This is a genomic window from Chitinibacter sp. SCUT-21 (assembly GCA_041874755.1).
Lineage (GTDB): Bacteria > Pseudomonadota > Gammaproteobacteria > Burkholderiales > Chitinibacteraceae > Chitinibacter.
Genome location: CP102611.1, coordinates 2,633,173 through 2,654,777, shown reverse-complemented (window position 1 = coordinate 2,654,777; position 21,605 = coordinate 2,633,173). Strand labels below are relative to the sequence as shown.

Here is a 21,605-nt window from a genome sequence, read left to right as displayed (position 1 = left end):
TCAAGAAAAACCGTAAAAATTTATCGACGAAAACGAAACCCATGTCTAAAAATATCCTGATTGGTTTATTGGCAACCGGTGGCATCATTGCCGCAGCCCCCCTCATTTTTCCTTATGGATTGATCAAATCTGATTTGGAATCAACGCTCTCCAAGGTATCTGGCAGCAAGGCTCAGATCGGTAGCATTCATTTTAGTTACACCCCTAAACCCGTTTTCAGCTTAGAGAATGTCGTACTCGATTCGGCAGATACCGCATCAATTCAACGCATCGAAATTCCAATCAACACCTATAACGTGCTCAATTGGGGCAAATCACTTCGCGATATTTCACTCAATCAGGCCACTTTCTCTCGTGCATTCGCGCTCGATATACCAAATAAGCTACAGCCAGCAGCGGACAAGCCAATTAAAATCTCACGCCTAAATTTAGTACAGACCAGCGTTAAGCTCGAAAACAGTACTATCGGCCCCGTTGATGGGCAGCTTCGCTTTAAGGCCGATGGTGGTATTGATGATTTACTGATTACCGCCGACGAAGGTCGCGCTGAGCTGCAAGTTCAACCCGAGCAAGGTGAAAACTTCAAAGTACAGTTTAATGCCAAGGGCTGGAAGCTCCCTTTGGGCTATCCTGTCCATTTCGAATACCTCAAACTGATTGGTCGTGCAAATACGGAGGGCATTGAAATCGCCGACATTCGAGCCGACCTTTACAACGGCCTTGTAACTGGCAATGGCCAACTCAACTGGAAGCAAGGCTGGGAATTAACTGGTCAGTTGTTCGGCAAAAACATTCAAGTCGAGCCCTTAATTGAAATCTTTAGCCCTGTCACTCGTAGCAGCGGTCGAATGAACGCCGATGCAGTGTTTAGATATACTGCGGCAGACTATGCAAGCTTATTCAATAAGGCTCAAATCAGTGGTCGATTTATTATCCAAGACGGTATGTTGAGCAACTTCGATTTAGTTACTCCACTCAAAACCCAAAGCCCTACGGTACAAAGCCGAGGCGGACAAACGAACTTCAACACCTTATCAGGTGGCATAGCGATCAACGGCAAAGTGGTGCAATTGCGCAGCATGACTTTAGACGCTGGGAAATTCCGTTCTCGCGGCGACCTGATCATCCGCGACAATACAATCTCAGGAAATGTGGCATCACAACTTTCTGCTGGCGTGGTTACCGTTAGCAATCAACTGCGCGTCACTGGCGCATTGAACGCACCAGAGCTGCGCAGTGCCGGCGCATACCGCCCCTCCAGCCAAGCTCCAACACTGCAAGAGTCAAGTGAGCCACCACCCCCAAATCTTGATGCTGCAAAAGAGTAAGCCAATACGTCCCGCTAGTCGGGGCGTGATAATATTTAGCTCTAAATTTTTTGATAGGACGGCTTTCTTTATGACTTGGCTCAACGAGATTGGCGCTACGCTTTCTGACACTAATCCCACTCTGGTTACCTCATTTGGCAAGCCCGATGCCGAGCTACAGGCTTATGCAGAGCAAACCGTTGTTTGCCCGCTGACACAATTCGGTTTGATCCGGTTTAGCGGAGAAGAAACTCAAGCCTTTTTACAAGGCCAATTGTCGAGCGATATTCGCGCACTACAAAGCAATCAGATTCAATTTTCGAGCTATTCAACGCCGAAGGGGCGGATGCAGGCGAGTTTTTATGTGATTCGTCGCGGCAACGACTACTTATTGCAAATCGATCAGGCGATTCAAGCTGCAATCCAAAAACGCTTATCGATGTTTATTTTGCGCAGCAAAACCAAAGCCAGCGATGCAACTAGCGAATTGGCATTACTAGGTGTAGCTGGCAAGCACGCCAAAGCCAGCATAAGCAAAGTTTTTGGCGCTGCGCCCGATGCGATGCAAGTGATCGAGCAAGGCGACATTCAGATCATCGGTTTGCTCAATGAGCATTACCAAGTATTGCTACCGCAAGAACAAGCCAAGCAGGTTTGGGAACAAATCGTTGCCAGTGGTGCTACGCCTGCAGGTGAAGCGGTATGGCGTCTCAGCGAAATTCAAGCTGGTTCGCCATGGGTCACGGCGGCAACACAAGAAGAGTTTGTTCCGCAAATGGCCAACCTCGAACTAATCGGTGGCATTAGCTTTACCAAGGGTTGCTACCCTGGGCAAGAAATTGTGGCGCGTACGCAATACTTGGGCAAACTCAAACGTCGCACTTACCGCATGCACGTTGATAGTCTTGATGCTCAAGCAGGGCAAGACGTATTCAGTCCTGAAATGAATGGCCAGCCTAGCGGCAAAATTATGTTGGCAGCGCCAGCACCGCAAGGCGGCATGGAACTGCTTGTTGTGGCGCAAATCGCCAGCCTTGAACATGGCCTACATTTAGGCGATGTAAATGGCCCCTTGCTGCACAACTTAGCATTGCCCTATGCCATGAATTGATTTTTAAGCTTATAATCGCCCGATTGTTGATATTCGAGGACTGTGCCCAATGGGGTTTCTCGCTAATAAAAAGATTTTGATTACTGGCCTTTTGTCCGATCGCTCTATCGCCTACGGCATTGCGCAAGCGTGTCACCGCGAAGGCGCTGAATTGGCATTCACGTATGTCAGCGAAGACTTGAAAGACCGCGTTGTTAAATTAGCAGCGCACTTTAACTCAAGCATCGTACTGCCCTGTGATGTTGCCAGCGATGAACAAATTGACCGTTTATTCGTTGAACTGGGTCAACACTGGCCAACATTTGATGGCTTGGTGCACTCGATCGGTTTTGCGCCGCGCGATGCATTGAAAGGTGATTACCTAGACGCCGTAACCCGCGAAAACTTCGCGATTGCGCACGACATCAGCTCATACAGCTTTGCCGCTTTGGCCAAAGCTGCGCGCCCGATGCTCAATGAACGCGCCTCGTTGGTAACGATGTCTTACCTTGGCGCTGAACGCGCGATTCCAAACTACAACGTGATGGGTTTGGCAAAAGCGAGTTTGGAAGCGAACGTTCGTTATATGGCCGCCGCTTTGGGTACGAGCAAAGAAATCCGTGTTAACGGTGTTTCTGCTGGCCCAATTAAAACTTTGGCCGCAGCAGGTATCGCCAATTTTGGTAAATTGCTGAAAGGCGCGGCCGATGCAACCCCAGCAAAACGCAATGTAACGCAAGAAGAAGTGGGCAATGTAACCGCCTTCTTGTTGTCTGACTTGGCATCTGGGATGACCGGTGAGATCTTGCACGTTGACGTTGGCTTCTTCATCGGTGCTGGCGCATTGGCTAGCGAATAATCAAGCAGCATACCGCTTGAATAGAAAAAGCCCGCGCAAGCGGGCTTTTTTATTACCTCCATCCAGTATATCGCGCTAGCCTTTATCTAAATTGGGCCACCTGCAGATACTGTGAGACTCCATACAAACCACGCAGACTTAAGCCTTGCGAGCTCGATTGCAACAGCGACAGCGCATTGCCTGCCGCAGCAAAACTAATGCTGGTATTTGGATTGGCGCTGCGCTGTATTTGCTGAAACGGTGAATTGAGTATCGACAACTCTTGCAATGAGCTCGCCGTGCTTTGACTCAGTTTATCGATCGCTAGATTCAGCAAATTATTGGCAGCCTCGGGCTGCGCCAAAGCTTGTTGACTGAGCCGTGTTTCATTGACGATCAGTCTGCCATCACTGGCCGTCGTTATTCCTAAATCATTCAGCGAAACCCGCTGTTGCCCCTGCCCTACCGCCAAATTGCTCAGCACCTCGTCTAAGCGGCTCAGTTCACGCCGCGCCAACCCAGAACCCACATCCGTGCTGCTCGCACTTTTTGTCTGCCCGGTTAACTGGCTACGCGCTTGGTTAAATTGCTCAATCAATTGCGCAAAATTCTGATTTAAGCTTCGCACATCACGACTTAAAGTCACGGACGTCGAGCCGACCTGACGTATATCGAGGCTTAAATTGCTGGTGGGGTCGTTCAGCACATTGGTATTACTGCGCAGATCGCGACCGTCAATTTGCACTCGGGCATCTTGCGCCACACGATTGGCATTATTTTGTGCCGCACTGGCGTCGATCGCGAGCTTTGCCAAGTTGCCCGACGCTGCCTCATCATCGCTGGATTGCGCTTGGATCGTAAAAGCCTGCGCCGCACCAGTTGCGCTATTTTCTATTTGCAAACGCGTGCCCGCCTCGTCGCTGACCACACTGGCTTTCAATGCCGGTTGAGCCGTTTGGATTTTGCGCGCCACGTCACTCAAGGTATCGATTGCGGCCAGATCAACGCTAATCGCACGCCCCTCTGCTTGCTGCGAGCCATTGGCTACTGCGCCCAGTTGAATCGTTAAGCGCCCCTGACCAAGCAGCTCGGTCGCGGCATTGAAGTTGGCAGTTTGGCTGAGCTGGCCTTGCGCCAATTGTTCGACATTGACATTTTTTGCCGCAGCCGGCGCGCCGCCCGTCAGCGTTTTTGCCTGTGCGACCGTAGGGTCGGACGACGTTGCTTGCAAAAGATTGCTACGCAATGGCGCCGCTAAGCGTTTTAATTCGGTATTGAGCGTGCTTAAGCTGGATTGGATTTTGGCACTGGGCGATAAACTCACCGTCGAGCTAGCGCTGCGTTTGCTGAGAAAATCGTTCGAAAGGCTATTGAGCGAATTGAGATTATTCAGCCGTAAATTGGAGGCTGAAATCGAACCAATGCCACTCAGCTGATTAATGGCAGCAAGCGATTGAGCGGATAAGCCCGCAGATTGCACACTGGTATTTCGCCCGTAAATCGATTCAGCCCCGCCATAGCGCGAGTAAAAATCGTTGCGGCCAGATATACTATTTAACATGATGTTCACCTACTTTCGCCGAGATGGCGATACGGTGATAACCCAAAAGCATCTCTTTTCATTCTACGCCAATAGCGTTGAAAAACAATAGGTTATCGATCATGTGCCAACTGCTCGGCATGAACTGCAATACGCCCACTGATATTATTTTTTCGTTCGAAGGGTTTCGGCGGCGCGGCGGCTTAACCGATGAGCATTCCGATGGCTGGGGGATTGCTTTTTTTGAAGGCGAAGGCTGTCGCTTGTTTTTGGACTATTTACCGTCGATCTCGAGCCCGGTCGCGGATTTAGTCCGTGCCTATCCAATCAAAAGCAAGCATGTCATCGCGCATATTCGCAAAGCAACACAAGGGAAAATTAATTTAGCCAATACCCACCCATTTGGCCGCGAGCTGTGGGGGCAACACTGGATCTTTGCGCACAACGGCAATCTGACTCAATTGCCCCCTTTGACGAATTCACGCTTTTTGCCAGTTGGCACAACCGATAGCGAACATGCTTTTTGCTGGCTATTGAACGAGCTAGCAAGCCGTTTTGCGCAAGCGCCAAGCTTGGTCCAGCTGCATGAAACACTCCAAGGCTTGAGCGCACAGCTGGCCGAGGGCGGCACATTTAATTTCCTACTCTCAAATGGCCAAGCCTTGTTTGCACATTGCAGCACCAAATTGCACTATATCGTGCGACAAGCCCCGTTTTGCCAAGCCCATTTGCGTGATACTGATCTTGCCGTTGATTTTGCTAAAGAAACCACACCAAACGACAAGGTCGCAGTGATCGCCACCGAGCCACTCACGGATAATGAGCAATGGATCGCGATGCCAAGCGGTCAGTTATTAATGTTCGTCGATGGAGAGCCAGAGTATAGCAGCACAAGCACTTCCTAGATTGGCCTGTATGCTAATACCCTAGCTTGAAAATTGATGAAGGCCCAATAGCGCGAAGACATGCTCATCGAAATATTCACCTTTTTCATCTAATTGGCGCAACAGAGGCGCAATCCGCTCCAAGGTCAATTGATTATGCGCAAAGCGATCTCGCACCGTTTTAAGGCTTTGGGCACGGGAAGCTAATTGCGCTCGCCGCGCCTCTAGCTCTTTACGCTCGCGACGATGCCCGCCCACTGATAAATTCAGCCACAGAATCAAGGGCACAGCCAACCACCAAATTTCCAGCAATAAGCTAGCAATCGCGCCCATTGCCAATAGCAAATACCAAACTTGATCAATATGCTCGACGGTTGGCATCAGCACCGATAAAGTTGGCCAGCGCCGCGATAGCATCGCGCGAATACGCTCGTCGTCCGCGGCATCGCGCTTCTTGCGTGCCAAGGCGGCATCCAGTGCAAGGCTGATGTACCACTGCGTGATCAAACGACAATGCAGCCAGTCTTGCTCCAAATATTGCTGCATTTTTTCGTGCAACTGCACCCGAAATTCGTCACTCGCTAAGGGTGGAATTGAATTGTCGTACGGGTCTTTGATGGAGTGTTGCACATTCAGCGGATAGCCCGCCACATCAACCAACATCTGGCGGCGCGCATTCATTAATTCGGCTGGAATATTCAGATCCGGATCATCAAGCCGGATGTACTGTTGAATCAATTGATCCAGAGGCTCGAACGGTGGATGTGTGCCTGGATGCGTGCGCATCTCTTTACGCAGGCGTTCAATTTCAGCCAGCACCGCGCGGCCTGTTGGGGCCGCTTCAGGCACCCACGGCATCCGCACCAGATTTTCGGCTTTGTACAACGCTTCATCAAAATGAATAAAATAGGCCTCAAAATAGGCGGCCATTTCTTTATCATCGCGATCAGTGTCGCCCGATAGCAGCGGTTTAGTAGGGGGAACGCGGCGCAGATCAGTTGCAATCCGATTGGCGAGCGATTCTAACTCTGGTGCGACACCGGCTCGAGCAAAGATCGGATCAAGCTCATGACGCTTGCTCCGCCAATCTTCCAGCGTTTTCCAGATACTCCAATCGGCCACACGACTCTCCTTTAAGCGGCCTATTTTACCGTTTCAGCGCTCAAAACGGAGAAGTAATCTACTGGGTGTGCACAATGCACACGCTGGGCTAATTGGATTTGCGTTTTTTCTTTGGTTTGGGTTCTAAAGCGGCTTCAATTCGATCGCATAGATGACGTAATACAGCTAGACGGGCCGCGTATTTATTATTAGCACCAACCAAATGCCACGGTGCAATTGCGGTACTGGTGCGCTCAATTAAGTCGCTACCAGCTTCGATATACGCATCCCATTTTTCGCGGTTGCGCCAATCTTCGTCGGTAATTTTAAAGCGCTTATATTCGATTGCTTCACGCTCTTTAAAACGGCGTAGTTGCTCCTCATTGCTGATAGCCAGCCAAAACTTCACCACAATCACATTGGCATTGCTAATCTGCGCTTCAAAATCATTGATTTCACCATATGCGCGCATCCAATCGGCGCGGCTGGCAAAGCTTTCAACGCGCTCCACCAAAACGCGACCATACCAAGAGCGATCAAACAGGGTAATTTGCCCGTGGGGCGGAATGTGCCGCCAAAAACGCCATAAATACGGCTGTGCGCGTTCTTCCTCAGTGGGGGCCGCGATTGGAACGGTGCGGTATTGGCGCGCATCCAAAGCAGCCGTAATGCGCCGAATTGCCCCGCCTTTACCCGCAGCATCCATCCCTTCAAACACGCACACCACCGAATGCTGTTTAAAATCGGGGTGCCGCGTGAGGCGATTTAAGCGCCCCTGTAAAACTTCGAGCTCTTCGACGTATTCGCTTTTACTGAGTGATGAATCCAGACTTAGCTTATCGAGCAAGCGCACACCATCAATCGATGGCATCAAGGGCGCGGCATCAACGCGTTTCTGGCGTACCGAAGCACGCTCCATATGGTGGGTAATGGCTTCTAAGATATGTGTGCCAACGGTTATATCGCGGTACTTCTCATCTGTACTTTCAATCACACGCCATGGTGCATCGGCTAAATTGGTTCTGTGCAATAAATCTTCTTGCGAGGCGATCACTTCATCATAATGATCGGCAAACCACGTATCGCTTTCATCAAAGCGCCAAGAAGTACGCGGGTCATTGGCAAATTTTTTGAGGCGTTTTTTCAACTGCTCTTTCGGTAAGTGCAGCCAAAATTTCAAAATCAGCGCGCCCTCATCCGACAGCATCTTTTCCAAGCGGATAATTTTGGCCAATTCATGCTCGTAATCAACTGAATCGGGCTGCGACATCATCTGATCCCACATCGGCCCGCTATACCAGCCGCCAAACAAAATGGCCATCTTGCCTTTGGGTGGCAGCACCCGCCAATAGCGCCAATACGGAGGGCGCGCGCGCTCTTCATCGTTCGGAGCGGCAAAAGCGTGCGTGGCGATATGCCGCGGATCCATCCATTCGAGCAATAAATTGGCCACCTGCCCGCGTCCCGCAGTGGGCACGCCACCTAATAAAATAACGACGGGAAAATCCGCACGCTCTTTGAGCTGATACTGAATACTCAGTAATTGCTGCCTTAATTGATCCGCAGCGATTTTATATTGCTCTTTTTCGAGGGTATGTCCTAATTCGGCGGCAGCAAACATGGCGTCAACCTTGATGAATTGGCATTAAAACAAAATCACAGAATCGTCCAAATCGGATTCGGGCACAGAAACAAGCTGCGTTTCTGCGACGATTAATTGCTGGAGTTGCCCGATTACACCTGCAAATTTCTGGTCTAGAGAAAAACCAGCTTCGTATAATTTATCAGCGTACATTGAGCTGGCTTGCACAATGTATAACAAATCTTCTTCTTGAGCATCCGTTAAGCCCAATCCAGCTAAAGCACCTGAAATTTGGATCCTTAAACCTTCAAATAATTCACGGGCCGCCCCTTGCTGGTATTTATATTCCACTTCGACTTGCCGTACCACCTCGACAATTTGGTTAATCGAGGACTGTATTTTGCGATTGTGCTCGATCATCGCTTGCTCAAGCACAATGCCATTCACACGATTAGATGCCGCTTCTACCACGATGGCAATATGATCGCGTATCCGCCCAATGTATTCGTCATTACTCCAATTGAGGTCTTTTATTTGCACGATGGCATTCGGGTAATTAATCACCATCCGCGTGCCATATTGATAAATACGCTGGCCCTCTCTTAAACGTAGCAATAATTCGGCTTCCAGCGGGCTGGAACGCCCCTCACTATTGAGTGTTTTTTGCTCATGTTCTGTACTAATTTGCGCCGAAACTTTTAGCTGAAAATGGCCTGCACACGTAGAGACCACCGCTTTGAGTAGCGCTTCAATATCATGGCATTCGCTGGTGCGTTTCATAAAATCAATAACGCCGCCCATCTCACCACTATTGGAAATGGCCATCATCGCCACATCGGTGGCTGATTTCAGCGATTGTTTTAATTGCTCAGCATCGGCAATCACTTTGGCTAATCGCTCTATACGATAACGCACCTTCGGCATCAGTAGCGGCTTGCCCATATAGTCATCGGCCCCCGCCAGATACGCCGCCTCTCGGCTTTCCAAAGAGGCATTACTCGCCATGAACACGACACGCGTCTCTTTCACGCTTTGCACCAGTTGACGACAGAGCTCAAACCCATCGATCACGGCCAGATCTGTATCGAGTAACACGATATGCGGCCTAAATTCTTGAGCTAACGCCAGAGCCTGCTGTCCATCATGCGCCTCTTTGATCTCACCTAAATGGGCCAAAGCGTCGATCAGTTGCACGCGCATCGCCGCATCACCATCGACGATTAATATTCGCTGTTGCCCAACATCGGCCATGTTTGCGTTACCCCTTCATCTCACAACTAGCATTTACACCAGTTCAAACAAAAATCGCTGCACATCGATGCGCCATTTTTCCGGGTTTTCGTGCCCCACGATTTTATCCGCCCCCCCCTTACCCATCGGGCGAGACAAATCAACGACAACAGGGTTGATATAGGTGTTGGATTTAGTACTAAAAATCGCTTTAACAATCGGCTGCAGCATCGCTGCATTATTTTGTTCAATCACCACCGCCAAACGACCAGATTCGAGCTTAACCAAGGTACCAACAGGATAAATACCAACGGTTCGCATAAAGGCCTGCACCAGCTCGGGATTAAAATGAAATTTACTCCATTCCCATAATTTACGAAGCCCTTCGGGCGCGGTCATCCCTTTGTGATAACAGCGATCAGAGGTGATTGCGTCATACACATCCACCACCGCAGCCATCTGCGCCATGCGGCTAATTTGCTCACCAGGTAATTGATGTGGATAGCCAGTACCATCGAGCCGCTCATGATGATGCAGCGTAATATCCAGCGGAATCTCCTCCACCCCTTCAATACCGCGCAGAATATTCCACCCCTCTTCAGGATGACTACGCATAATGGCAAATTCCGCCTCGCTCAATCGTCCAGGTTTATTCAAAATATCATTCGGTACTTTCATTTTTCCGGTGTCGTGCAATAAACCGCCAACGCCAGCCAAGCGTATCGTGTCGCGATCGAGCCCTAGCGACTGTGCAAATGTCACCATTAAGGTGCAGACACTCACTGAATGCAAAAACGTGTATTCGTCTTTATCTTTAATCGCGCCCAACCCCACCAGCGCGCCGCTGTTTCTTAGCACCGATTCGGTAATATCCTCAACAACCTGCGCCACGCCCGCCAGCTCAATCGCCTTGCCCAAGCGCACATCCCGCATCACATTGCGCACAACATTCGTCGCGTGGCCATGAATTTTCTTTGCCCGGCCCAGCTCTTGAGCAAACGAGACCTGAATAATCGGCGCCGGCGCCTCAGCGATTTGAATTAACTGCGCATCTAACTCGGCATTCACTTCCTCGACCGTTGGCGCGTCGGGCATATCTAAACCCCGAGTGATATCGATGTAAACCTCGCGCACGCCAGTGGCCATAATTTTGGCGAGAGCTTCATCGTCCGCAATAACAAACTTATTACGCACAAAGGGATGATTCATCCAATCGACATTTAAGTCATGAATAAACATCCCGATACGAAGTGCATGAGCAGGTATTTTTTTGATCATATCGCGGGCATCGGCAATTTTCTCTCAGTGTAGGACACGCCTTACCGCAGCGCCGAGCAATTCGGCCACTCTCAGATACCCGCTAATGCATCGCCCAGTAAGTCTTGATTAATAAGGCATACAGAGCAATACCCTAAACTATAGCAACTCACCTACTTTCTGACACAACCACAAAAATACCAACAAATTAATTACATGAAACAAACAACATTTGTCTGTATGATAGGGCAATTGCCCATGGCAACGCCTTTCAATCATGATTGACTACGGGAGTAACTAGCATGAGTTTATTTGACACTTTGGCAGCACAAGTTCTGGGTGGCAACGAGCAAAGCAGCGCCTTGTCTGGCCTTTTGGAGTCACACGGTGGAATTTCGGGGCTGGTCGAGAAATTTCAAAATGGCGGGCTGGGTGAGATTGCGCAATCTTGGGTATCCACCGGCGGTAATCTGCCGATTTCAGAAGAACAAATTCAAGCGGTTTTAGGCAACGAAACCGTGGCGAATTTAGCTGAAAAATTTGGCGTGGACCCACAGCAAGCAGCCAGCTCATTAACAACCCTGCTGCCGCAATTGATCGATGGGCTCACCCCCGATGGTGAGGTGCCTACGCAAGACGGTGGCAATGTATTAAGTGCAGGTTTAGATTTGCTCAAAGGCAAACTATTTAGCTAATACCCATACCCGTATTGCCAACCAGATCGCTATTTGGATTAATCAGAGGGCAATACCCAGCAAAAAGGCCAACATCAGTTGGCCTTTTTCATTTCAGCGCATCACTCGCTTAGAAGTACAGCGTTACCGGCCCTTTGTTGATGAATTCCACCCAGCCACGCGGTACCGGATAGCCGCTAATTACTGGGAAGTAGGCAATAAACAAGACGGCGGCTAGCGCCACCACACCCCACGGCAGGTATTTGGCCCAAGCGCGTTGCGGGTTGTCGAGCTGCAAACGCTGCAATCCCCATACCAAGGCCAGAATAATAAATGGCACTGATGCAAAGAAGTGGTAGATAAACACCAATTTACGTGGAATCAGCGCCCATGGCAGGAACTGAATCAGGCCCACCGCAACGATAAAGCTCAGTGCGAAGATCTGGCTCGATGTCACAGCAAAGCGCTGCACCATCGCTTTTGAGCTCGCCATCGTTAAACGCCAACCGATGGCCAGCAAGAAGGCCAGCGTACCCAGATACCACGTCACTGGATTACCAAACGCGCTAATCGACGATACTTTCAGCGGGCCAGTCCATTCCGTGCCCGAGTAGTACCACATCGGTTTGACCATCGTCGGCCACTCGTACCACATCGAGCTAAACGGATGCGTGGCTTTCAGTTGGCTATGGTATTGATACATGCCGGTTTGATTGGCCAACATGCCCGAAATACCTTGGCCAGTCGCTTGCATCAGCGGGATATACGCTGCGGTATAAATCAGCGCCGGAATCACAATAAAGCCGAGCACCGACCACATCACGCTTTGCGTCACCCAATCGCCGTAGCTGCGTTGGCCTGGCAGTTTGGGCGGCAAACCTTTTGCGACTTGGTATTGGCGCCACAAATTCCAGCAGTACAAGATCGCCAAACCGACGCCGTGGTACAGCACAATCCACTTACTCGCCGCACCCAAGCCAAACATCGTGCCGCATAGCAGCAAGGATTTAACATCGGTTTTCCAATCTTGGCTCGCCGGTTCTTGCTGCATCCAGCGCAGCATCCAGTAGGAGCTGGCCAGAATAAAGAACACGCCGTAGGTATCGATCGTGGCAATCCGCGTTTGCGTGAAGTGCATAAAATCGAGCGCTAACAGGGCGGTCGCCAGCAAGGCGAAATTTTCCGAACGGAACAGGCGACGCGACAGGCCAAAGAACACCGGCAGCATCAATACGCCGAAAGTAGTGCCAACAAAGCGCCAGCCAAACGGATTCATACCAAATAACCACACGCCAAAGGCAATCAAAATCTTGCCCAGCGGCGGGTGCGTGTTTTCAGTCGCGTCGATGCCTTGCAAGATTTCCCACGCACTGCGCGCGTGATAGACCTCGTCAAAGTACATGCCGTTGTACGCGGTTGATAAAGTCACCGCTTTTTCTTGCTCGTCGATCAGCGCCACCGCATCACTTGGCCCCGCTTTGAGCGCAGGCGTTAGCAAGGCATTATTACTGCCGCGCACCGCGATTTCGTTCATCTGTAATGAACCGGTGCTCAAACCAATTTTGAAATATCGTGCCGGTAAATTCACATCCAAATTGCGCCAGCGGAATTCGGAAAAGCGGTTGCTAATGACGATGCCTTTGCCGACAGTCCAATTTTCGCCATCGGCCGACCATTGCAGCGCGTATTCACCTTCACCCAAGCCGTGGTGGTATTGCAGCTGCGTGACTTGCTGCATTTGCCCCAAGTCAAACACAGCCCAATCGCTCGCCGCCGGTGGGTTCCAGAATTTTTGCGGCGCTTGCGTATTACCCAAATAGGTAAACGCCGCCACGCTGTACGCCGCGCAAATTGCCGCCAGCGCCAGCCACGCACGGCGGCTAATCGGAGCGAGTGGCGTTTCAATAGGCGCAACGGGTATAGCCTCAGCAGCAACGCCAGAATTAGCCTGCGGAGCAATACCCTCATCAATTGATTTCGATTCCATTTCCTGACGCTCGCCGCGCAAGAAAATCGCGTAGCCGACGCGGAACGTTTGAATCAGCAAGGCCACGTTGGCGATCGAGCAGGCGATCATAAAGAAATTATCGTTTGGCACGCCGGTGCTATTCAGGCGCGTCAGAATATCGAGCGTGATCCAGGTATTCACAAAGGTCGTCAAACTTGCCCACACCGCCAGCCACAGCACGCGTGAATCGCGGATCACCATAAACGCGGTCAAACCGACAAACGCCGCGGGGAATAAATAGCGCTCGTGCATTTTTGGCCCAACGACAAAAAACAGCACGTAAATCGCAAACGCGCCAAACAGATAACGACCTTGGCCTTTACCCTTGATCACGCCATACACCACGGCGCCTAAGGCCGATAGTGTTAAGAACCACGCCCATTTGCCGACTGGCAAGCCGAGAAATAGCGTTTCGTTCGGTAGCCAATTGCCGCCAAACAGCGCGTATAAATTAAACGCATTCACCGTCAGATAGTCGTAGCTGGCCAGCGTGCCGCCGTACAAGCTAAAAATCCACAATGGTTCGCGCGAAATCGTGAACGGCAGCGAGAGCAAAATAAACGTGCCAATCGCTGCGCCCAAGGCTTTGGCTTGCTCTTTGACATTTCCAAAAGTCAGCAATGCAATCAGCGCAATCGGCCCAACCAGCAGCGCTTGTGGCTTGAAAATCACCGCCGCGGCGTACAAAGCCGCAGACAATACAATGCGACGACGCTCTAGCATTAGGAACGATGCGGCCAAAATCAGCGTAAAGATGCTATCAACCTGCCCCCAGAAGGTGGAGGTGACAATCGCCAGCGGGTTAAACAGCCATGCAATCGCCGCAATCAATGCAATCGCGCGCGTGGCGTTTTCTTTGCGACCTACCCACAGCAAAAACACCGCGCCAGCGATGTCAGCCAGCATGGCTGGCATTTTCAGCGCAATAAAAAAGCCGGGCGTGTCATACGCCAAATTAAACCAGTTGGCTGCGCCGCCAACCAACCACAGCACAGTGATATAGCCCGGCGGATAATCGGCAAAATAGCCGGGGCGGTAAAAGCCAGCAAAGCCGCGTTGGTACATATCCAGCGCCCACGCGCTAAACGTGCCGATATCGTAAGAGTGCCCACGATACGCGCCTGCCCAGTACCATTTAATTAGAAATACGCCCAAAACCAGCGCAATCGCAGGCCAAGTTTTAGTCAGCGGCGCAATGCCATCAAGCACCGCGCCAAAGCGCTGATACGCGCCATCACGAGCTCGAATCAGCCAAGCAACTAGGCCGATATAGCCCAGCGTAACTAGCCATGTCATCACATTGGCCAAGGTGGCCGATTGATTCGGGCTGGTGCTCGCAGCCGGTGCGGCCGCCGCTGCGGGGGGCGGGGTAAAGCTGATCACTTTGGCGCCAGCTCCCGGCTCGGCCGCCTGCAGCGAAATATCGTCAAACCACGCTGTACCGGTAGTTAAACTGCCATAAAACCCCAAACGCAAGGCGAGTTTGACTTCGGTTTGCTCAGGCCCTGTTTTGCCCCAAGCCACGATTTCTTGCCAATCGTTGCTGCCTTTTAAATCATTCGAGTAATCCATCGCGTCAACGATGCTGATGTTCGCGCCCACTCGCGCATCAGAAGGAATACCATCGGTTTTCACCCAAGCCGACACGCGATACCAAGTATCGGGTTTAACCTTAATGGCCTGCGTTAATTTGCCATCGTCACCCTGCCCCAACACGATCTTGACCGAGGCTTTGCCAGAATGGAAAACCTGATCATCGCGTTGCGCAATGCTTTTAGGCTCGCCCTGCGTCCAGTGATCAAAAGTCCACCCCGCCGCGCCGCCCGATGGGCTGGTTTCCTCAACGCCAGCATTGCGTGCCAACTCCTCAGCCGCGTGCGCCGGCCAAGCCAATGCCAATAGGCAGCACCAGCACAGCAGTAGCCATTTCATCGACAAAGTGTGCCAATTTATACGCATTGCAGACATCAACATGATTTGAAACTCAATGAGACTGAGGGAAGCTCGCACTATATCGACTCTGCATACTTACGCCTAGTTCCTAGGCTCACATTCCTCGTGCGCATGTGCAGCAGAATTGAATGCTCCAGAGCCAGTACTTCCTTACAAACCCAACGCTCCTGCGGCCTTCCTCTCATATCGCGACGCAACATTGTTTTAGCTATATCAGCATCCGCTAAAGCGTTTATTTTCCTAGCTTTGTGGCAAATTTGCCGCAGTACTTATTGCACCTGCAATACCGTTTTTCGAGAGCTATGGCACAAAGCTTCCATCGTGGGGTTTTCAACCCAAGCGCGATGATGTAAGGTTGACCCCAATCGTGATGTAGTCGCGAAAAAACCATAACAAAATAGGCCGCGTGCCTAGCGCCAATACCAAGCCAAAGAGCTTGGAGCGCATGGAGGAAGAGACAATGCAGCAACTTCTATCAGTAGTCATCCCTTGCTACAACGAGGAAGAAGTGATCGGCGAAACCCTCAAGCGCTTGGGCGAGTTTCGTGCCACCGTCACCGATTTGGACGTGGAATTTATTTTTGTCGACGACGGCAGTAAAGATCGCACCCGCGAATTATTGACCGCAGCACAGCAAGCCAATCCCGAAATCCGCGTCGTTGGCTTTGCGCGAAATTTCGGCCACCAAACTGCGGTTACCGCAGGCATTGATGCCGCCAGCGGCGATGCCGTGGTGCTGATCGATGCCGATTTGCAAGACCCGCCCGAAGTGATCAGCGAAATGATCGCCTTGTGGCGCAATGGCTACCATGTGGTGTACGGCACGCGAGTTGATCGCCCGGGTGAATCAGCGTTCAAACTCGTGACCGCCCGCGCTTTCTATCGCGTGCTCAATCGCCTTTCTGATGTGCCAATTCCGCTCGACACGGGCGACTTCCGTCTGATGGATCGCAAAGTGGTTGATGTACTCAAGGGCATGCCAGAGCGCGATCGTTTTATTCGCGGCATGGTGAGCTGGGTGGGATTCAAACAAGTGGCACTACCGTACCGCCGCGCCGAGCGCTTTGCTGGCGAGAGCAAATATCCGCTGCGCAAAATGGTGCGCTTTGCCACCGACGGCATTATGTCGTTTTCGACCAAGCCATTGCGTTTAGCAGTCACCCTAGGCTTGATCGCGTCGTTCTTAGCGCTAATCGGCATTATTAATACCTTAGTGGTGCGCTTAACAACCAATGACTGGGTTGCCGGTTGGGCCGAAATCATGGTGGCGATTCTGTTCCTCGGTGGCGTACAGCTACTGTGTATCGGCATTTTGGGCGAATACGTAGGCCGCACCTACAACGAAATCAAACGCCGCCCGCTATATGTGGTGCAAGATCGCTTAGGGTTCCCCGAAGAAAAATAAGCCCCGCAAGCCAGCCATTTGCGCTGGCTTGTTTTATATCCATCGTGCACAACGCAATACCCAACCATGTATTGCGCTATGCGCATTCACATGAAAAGCTTAGAGAGCAATACCTCCTATGAGCTTGTATACCACGATCAGCCAGCGCGTCACGCAATCAATCTATTTGATTTTCGCTGGCGTTTTTTCGATTTTTCTTGGCTGCGCATTTTTTGTTGATGCATTTTGGAAAAGCGATACCTGGTTTTCGCGTGGCGATTTGGAAATGCTGGGCGCGCAAAATCCTTTTATTCAGGCATTAGGCATTTCGCTGTGGTTTTTTGCGCTGTATGGCGCGTGGAAAGCATCGCAAAGAATCAATCAAGCCAAATACATTCGTTTGATTATCCCCGCGCTGTTTTTAGTTTTTTTTGGCCTGATTAATGTATTTATTTATTATTTTCCGGTACATGCCTACGACGACGCGCTGGTGATTCGTATCGTGGTCGATGATTTATTGCGCGGCAATTTCATTTCGTTTTTTGATACGATGTCCTTGGAAAATAAAGCGAAGAATTACCTCTACCTATTTCCGCTACAAGTACCGTTTACGTTGTATACCTACGCGATTCATAGCGTGATTGGCGATAGCTACACCTATACGCGTATCATCAATACCATTTGGATTACCGGCAGTAGCTATACAATTTATCAAATCTATTTACTGTGGCAGCGCAAAACGCATGATTTCTTTGCGGCGCTGATTTGCACCACGTTTATTCCATTTATTTTGCTCGGTGCGTGGGTGTATAACGATTTTCCTGCGATTTTCTTAAGCTGTGTATCGATTTACTTCTTTACGCTATGGCAGCAACAAGGCCGCAAACGCGCGATGATTTTGTGCCTGATTGCACTGGCCTTTGCCAATCTATTTCGCCCAATTGCGTTGCTGTTGGCGCTGAGCTTTGCACTGATTATTGTGCTGCGCTGGATTAAATCAGGCCAATATAAATCTTATCTATGGATTTTGTTTGGGCTATTTATTGCAATTCAAGTACCGCACAAACTCGTCAACGGCGCGCTCGCGCTCGGTGGCGTGCCGACCTACAGCGGCTTTGCGACCAGCGCGCCCGCGCCCAAATGGATGTGGCTCAATATTGGCTACGATTACAAGCGCTTGGGCGTGTGGTCGTACAACGAAGCGTACGCGACCTTCGTTAGCGAGGCGCCGATTGATGAAGCTGCAGTGAATACGCTGTTCAAACAAGAAATCGCCAAAAAGTGGCAAACGATTGGCCTGACTGGCACGCTGGCTCACTGGGCGAAAAAAACCTATTGGCAATGGACTGAAGGCACGTACCAAGCCGTGTATTACGGCATTGGCGACCCAGCCCGCCCCGATTACTTTGCCCACGCAACGCCGGCCAGCCAATTTGCACATGGCGAACACGGTGAGACTTTCCGCCATTCTGTGCGGCGCATTACCCAATTGCAAAACTGGCTGTATTTGTTTGCCGCCACTTGCGTCGTCGCTTTGGCCTTCAAACGCGCCTGCCGCGATCAGGATGCGCAACTGGATGAAACCGTACTGCTGTTGGTGTTTTACACGCTGATGGTGTTTGGCATGTATATGCTGTGGGAATCCAAATCGCGCTACATCCTATCGAGCACAATTGCGCTCTTATTGCTCGCGAGCTATGGACTACCACAATTATTTGCCCGCTTTGAAGCGGCCTTAAAAGCCTCGCCCGAGCAACACCCCACAATGATTGAGCCAATACCCGCATCGGAAACACAAAACTAAAGCGCGGGATGGATGGAGGAAAAACATGAAGCAAGAAGCAGGTCACTTTGACTATCTCGATGGCGTGCGCGGCATTGCCGCGTTTTCTGTCACGCTACATCATTTCTTTTATGCCTTTTTGCCAGCGCTGATTTGGGGTGCGGCTGGTAATAAGGGGCTGATTTTTCCGCAGTTTGAGATGGCGATTGCGCAAACACCGCTGAATTTATTGTGGAGCGGCGATTATGCCGTGATGGTGTTTTTTGTGATGAGCGCCTTTGTGCTCACCTATCGCTTCTTCCGCGATCAGCACGACCCGAACTTTAGCCGCGTTAGCTTTTTAAGCTCGGCCACGCTGCGCCGCTATCCGCGTTTGGTATTGCCAATTTTTGCTGCCTCGCTGATTGTGCTGCTCGTGATGCAAATGGGCGGGCTGTTTCATCAACAAGCAGCGCAATATTCCCTATCGTTTGAATGGCTGGCGCTGCAATGGCATACGCCCAACGCGGGCTTTGTTGATGTGCTGCGTAATACTTTTTTAGAGGTGCCGTTTAAACCTGAGCCACGCTACAACAATGTGTTGTGGACAATTTGCATCGAGTTTTATGGCTCGCTATTGGCGTTTGCGATGGTCGCCGTGTTGGGGCGGCAATGCTGGCGCGCGTGGGCCTATGTGGCGCTGGGTTTTTATTTTGGCAATTCGCCCTATCTGTGTTTTGTAATGGGCGTGGCGCTGGCTGATTTTATCTATGCGCCGGGCGCAGCTAAAGCGCGCGCGTTCTTAAGCCGCCCTGCTGCGTATTGGACTTTCGCCATTATTGGCCTCTATTTGGGCAGTTTTCCAAAGGGGATCGACGCCAGCCAGAACTTCTGGTTTAGCTGGCTGTATTGGCTCGATGGCGGTTCCATGCCGAATGCGCAGTGGACGCACAATTGGGGCGCGCTATTTTTGCTAATTGCCGTGCTGCACGCGCCAAGCTGGCAGGCGATTTTGTCGCGCCAACCTTGGCGTTGGTTGGGACGAATCTCGTTTTCGATGTATTTAATGCATGGCCTGTTTTTGGGTTCGATTTGCTCGTGGCTGATCGTGAAATTGGTGCCTAGCATCGGCTATGCGGCGGCTTTTGTGATGACCTTTGCCGTGTATTTAGTGGCGGTGTTTGTCTCATCGCACTTCTTTGCCAAGTATATCGACGAAGTCAGCATCAAGATTAGCCGCCAAGCCTATACCCTGCTTGTTGGCCGCAAACTGAATGCGCTATTGCCGCGCTGGAACGCACGCTGGCGCAATAGCCTGTTTGCGCGGGCTGAGTGGAGCTATATCGTGCTCGGCATTGTGCTGATGTATGTGCTGTTTTACGCAGCGCTAAAGCAGCCATGGTTTTCGCACAGCGGTTGGGATTCGTACATCTTGCAGGCGCAAGCGTGGTGGCAAGGTCGCACGATGCTGGCGCAGGATTACCCGTATCTGGAATTGGCGATTTTCAACGGCCAATATTATGTCAGCTTCCCGCCGGTGCCGACGATTCCGCAATTTTTGCTTTACCCTTTCTTTGACACCAATACGCCCAATCACTTCCTCAATTCGACCTACACAGTGTTGAGCTTCGCGCTGCTAACCCTGTGGTTTAACCCCGAGCTCAAAATCAAAGGTTTTGCCGTACCGCTTGCAGCGGTGTTTGGTAGCAATTTGCTGGCGGTGTCACTGAATGGCGGCGTGTGGTTTCAGGCTCAAGTGTTGGCGTTTTTGTTCACGATCATCGCCTTCTTTTTCGCTGTGAAAAGCCAAAATCGCATCTGGGCGATGCATCTGTCGGCCTTGTGTTTGGCGCTGGCCGTAGGCTGCCGACCATTCCAGTTGGTGTACTTCCCAGCGCTATTGTGGATTTTTGCCTATCACCTTGGCTATATCGGCAACGCCACGCCAGCAGCAAAAACGCCCGAAGGTCGCGAAGAAGCCGAGCCGCTGCAGCAGTTTTTGATTTTCCCGATCATCATTGGCGGCGCGCTGGCTTGGTATAACTGGCTGCGTTTTGGCAACCCGATCGAGTTTGGCCATAACTATCTGCCCGAATTTCAGCGCGCAACCGAGGGGCAATTTAGCCTGTCGTATATTCCGGAAAACATCATGCGCAGCTTGCGCCTGCCAAGCTTCACGCCAGAGGGCGGGCTGACCTTCCCGCGCATGGACGGCGTGATGTTCTTCTTGGTTAATCCAATCTTTTTAATCTTGGCGCGCAAGCTACTGCAACTGAAACGCGAAATGTGGCAAGTGAATGCCCTGTTGTTTGGCGGCATTGCGTTGCACATGTTATCGACGTGGAGCCACCGCACCATGGGCGGCTGGCAGTTTGGTAATCGCTACTTTATCGATATGATTCCGGCGGTGGTGCTGCTGTTGTGGCTGAACCGCAGCAAGTTTGATGGCAAAGATTTAATGCTGGCGCTGTTTGGGTTGGGGATTAATGCGTATGGGGCTTTATGGCTTTACCTTAACTGGCCTTGATTTTGCGTGAGCTCATTAAATTCACTGAGTTAAAAATGAAATGCCAAAAATTCTAAAACAATTTCTAACCTTCGCCCTCGTCGGCCTGTGCGGCACCGGTATTCAATATCTGGTGCTCTGGCTAGGCGTTGCTTGGCGCGGTGATAGCGCAGCTGTCAGCGCGTCGGCGATTGGTTACCTGCTTGGCTCGGTGGCCAATTACCTGCTCAATTACTTTTTTACCTTTAAAGACCAGCACGGGCAAAAATCGCATCGTGAGGCGGCGGCGAAGTTTTATACCATTGCCGGCCTTGGTTGGCTGCTCAATACCGGCCTGATGCTGCTGTTCGTTGATATGCTGGCGTGGGCCCACTGGCCGGCGCAGCTATTAACCACGGCGATTGGTCTGTTGTGGAATTTCGCTGGTAGCCGCTGGTGGGCATTTCGCCACCCAGCCAGCGCTTAAAGATTGCTAAAAGAGAAAACATC

Annotated in this window: 15 protein-coding genes; 9 read left to right on the top strand and 6 right to left on the bottom strand. The window is 51.0% G+C overall.

All coding sequences use genetic code 11. From position 1 onward, the window contains the following. Positions 1 to 41: 41 nt before the first annotated feature. The 3 genes from NT239_12295 to NT239_12285 all read left to right on the top strand — a co-directional run bounded on the left by NT239_12295 (position 42) and on the right by NT239_12285 (position 3,256). Positions 42 to 1,328 carry an AsmA family protein gene (locus NT239_12295; GenBank protein ID XGA70549.1) on the top strand — a complete coding sequence of 429 codons (1,287 nt, stop codon included), beginning with the start codon at positions 42 to 44 and terminating at the stop codon, positions 1,326 to 1,328. 70 nt (positions 1,329 to 1,398) lie between these two features. Beyond that, positions 1,399 to 2,418, top strand: coding sequence for a folate-binding protein YgfZ (locus tag NT239_12290; GenBank protein XGA70548.1), 1,020 nt, complete (start codon positions 1,399 to 1,401; stop codon positions 2,416 to 2,418). 49 nt (positions 2,419 to 2,467) lie between these two features. Continuing rightward, a complete protein-coding gene (locus tag NT239_12285) occupies positions 2,468 to 3,256 on the top strand; it encodes an SDR family oxidoreductase (GenBank protein ID XGA70547.1) in 789 nt (262 codons plus the stop codon). Between the two features lie 82 nt (positions 3,257 to 3,338). Here NT239_12285 and fliD read toward each other — a convergent pair whose 3' ends face one another. After that, complete coding sequence (gene fliD / locus NT239_12280) at positions 3,339 to 4,796, bottom strand: flagellar filament capping protein FliD (GenBank protein XGA70546.1); 1,458 nt, start codon at positions 4,794 to 4,796, stop codon at positions 3,339 to 3,341. Positions 4,797 to 4,897: 101 nt separating this feature from the next. On the opposite strand from fliD, the gene NT239_12275 reads away from it, so the two are divergent. After that, the gene (locus NT239_12275; GenBank protein ID XGA70545.1) at positions 4,898 to 5,680 is read left to right on the top strand and encodes a class II glutamine amidotransferase; all 783 of its coding nucleotides are present in this window, start codon (positions 4,898 to 4,900) and stop codon (positions 5,678 to 5,680) included. A gap of 21 nt (positions 5,681 to 5,701) precedes the next feature. Here NT239_12275 and NT239_12270 read toward each other — a convergent pair whose 3' ends face one another. From NT239_12270 to NT239_12255, 4 genes are all read right to left on the bottom strand, one after another. Then, entirely contained in the window at positions 5,702 to 6,781 is a 1,080-nt protein-coding gene (locus tag NT239_12270) for a hypothetical protein (protein XGA70544.1), read from the bottom strand. A gap of 88 nt (positions 6,782 to 6,869) precedes the next feature. Next, on the bottom strand, positions 6,870 to 8,381 hold the full coding sequence (gene pap, locus NT239_12265) for a polyphosphate:AMP phosphotransferase (GenBank protein XGA70543.1): 1,512 nt from the start codon (positions 8,379 to 8,381) through the stop codon (positions 6,870 to 6,872). A 24-nt stretch (positions 8,382 to 8,405) separates the two neighbouring features. Then, positions 8,406 to 9,593 carry a response regulator gene (locus NT239_12260; GenBank protein XGA70542.1) on the bottom strand — a complete coding sequence of 396 codons (1,188 nt, stop codon included), beginning with the start codon at positions 9,591 to 9,593 and terminating at the stop codon, positions 8,406 to 8,408. 33 nt (positions 9,594 to 9,626) lie between these two features. Then, positions 9,627 to 10,850, bottom strand: coding sequence for an HD-GYP domain-containing protein (locus tag NT239_12255; protein ID XGA70541.1), 1,224 nt, complete (start codon positions 10,848 to 10,850; stop codon positions 9,627 to 9,629). Positions 10,851 to 11,131: 281 nt separating this feature from the next. Here NT239_12255 and NT239_12250 point away from each other — a divergent pair, with 281 nt between their 5' ends. Further along, positions 11,132 to 11,524, top strand: a complete 393-nt coding sequence (locus tag NT239_12250; protein ID XGA70540.1) for a YidB family protein — start codon at positions 11,132 to 11,134, stop codon at positions 11,522 to 11,524. Positions 11,525 to 11,633: 109 nt separating this feature from the next. On the opposite strand, the gene NT239_12245 is transcribed toward NT239_12250, so the two are convergent. Then, positions 11,634 to 15,485, bottom strand: coding sequence for a phospholipid carrier-dependent glycosyltransferase (locus NT239_12245; protein ID XGA70539.1), 3,852 nt, complete (start codon positions 15,483 to 15,485; stop codon positions 11,634 to 11,636). 439 nt (positions 15,486 to 15,924) lie between these two features. Here NT239_12245 and NT239_12240 point away from each other — a divergent pair, with 439 nt between their 5' ends. The 4 genes from NT239_12240 to NT239_12225 all read left to right on the top strand — a co-directional run bounded on the left by NT239_12240 (position 15,925) and on the right by NT239_12225 (position 21,582). Continuing rightward, positions 15,925 to 16,869 carry a glycosyltransferase family 2 protein gene (locus NT239_12240; protein ID XGA70538.1) on the top strand — a complete coding sequence of 315 codons (945 nt, stop codon included), beginning with the start codon at positions 15,925 to 15,927 and terminating at the stop codon, positions 16,867 to 16,869. Between the two features lie 118 nt (positions 16,870 to 16,987). Then, positions 16,988 to 18,652 carry a glycosyltransferase family 39 protein gene (locus tag NT239_12235; GenBank protein ID XGA70537.1) on the top strand — a complete coding sequence of 555 codons (1,665 nt, stop codon included), beginning with the start codon at positions 16,988 to 16,990 and terminating at the stop codon, positions 18,650 to 18,652. Between the two features lie 25 nt (positions 18,653 to 18,677). Continuing rightward, a complete protein-coding gene (locus NT239_12230) occupies positions 18,678 to 21,137 on the top strand; it encodes an acyltransferase (protein ID XGA70536.1) in 2,460 nt (819 codons plus the stop codon). Between the two features lie 40 nt (positions 21,138 to 21,177). Continuing rightward, entirely contained in the window at positions 21,178 to 21,582 is a 405-nt protein-coding gene (locus NT239_12225; protein ID XGA70535.1) for a GtrA family protein, read from the top strand. The last annotated feature ends 23 nt before the right edge of the window (positions 21,583 to 21,605 follow it).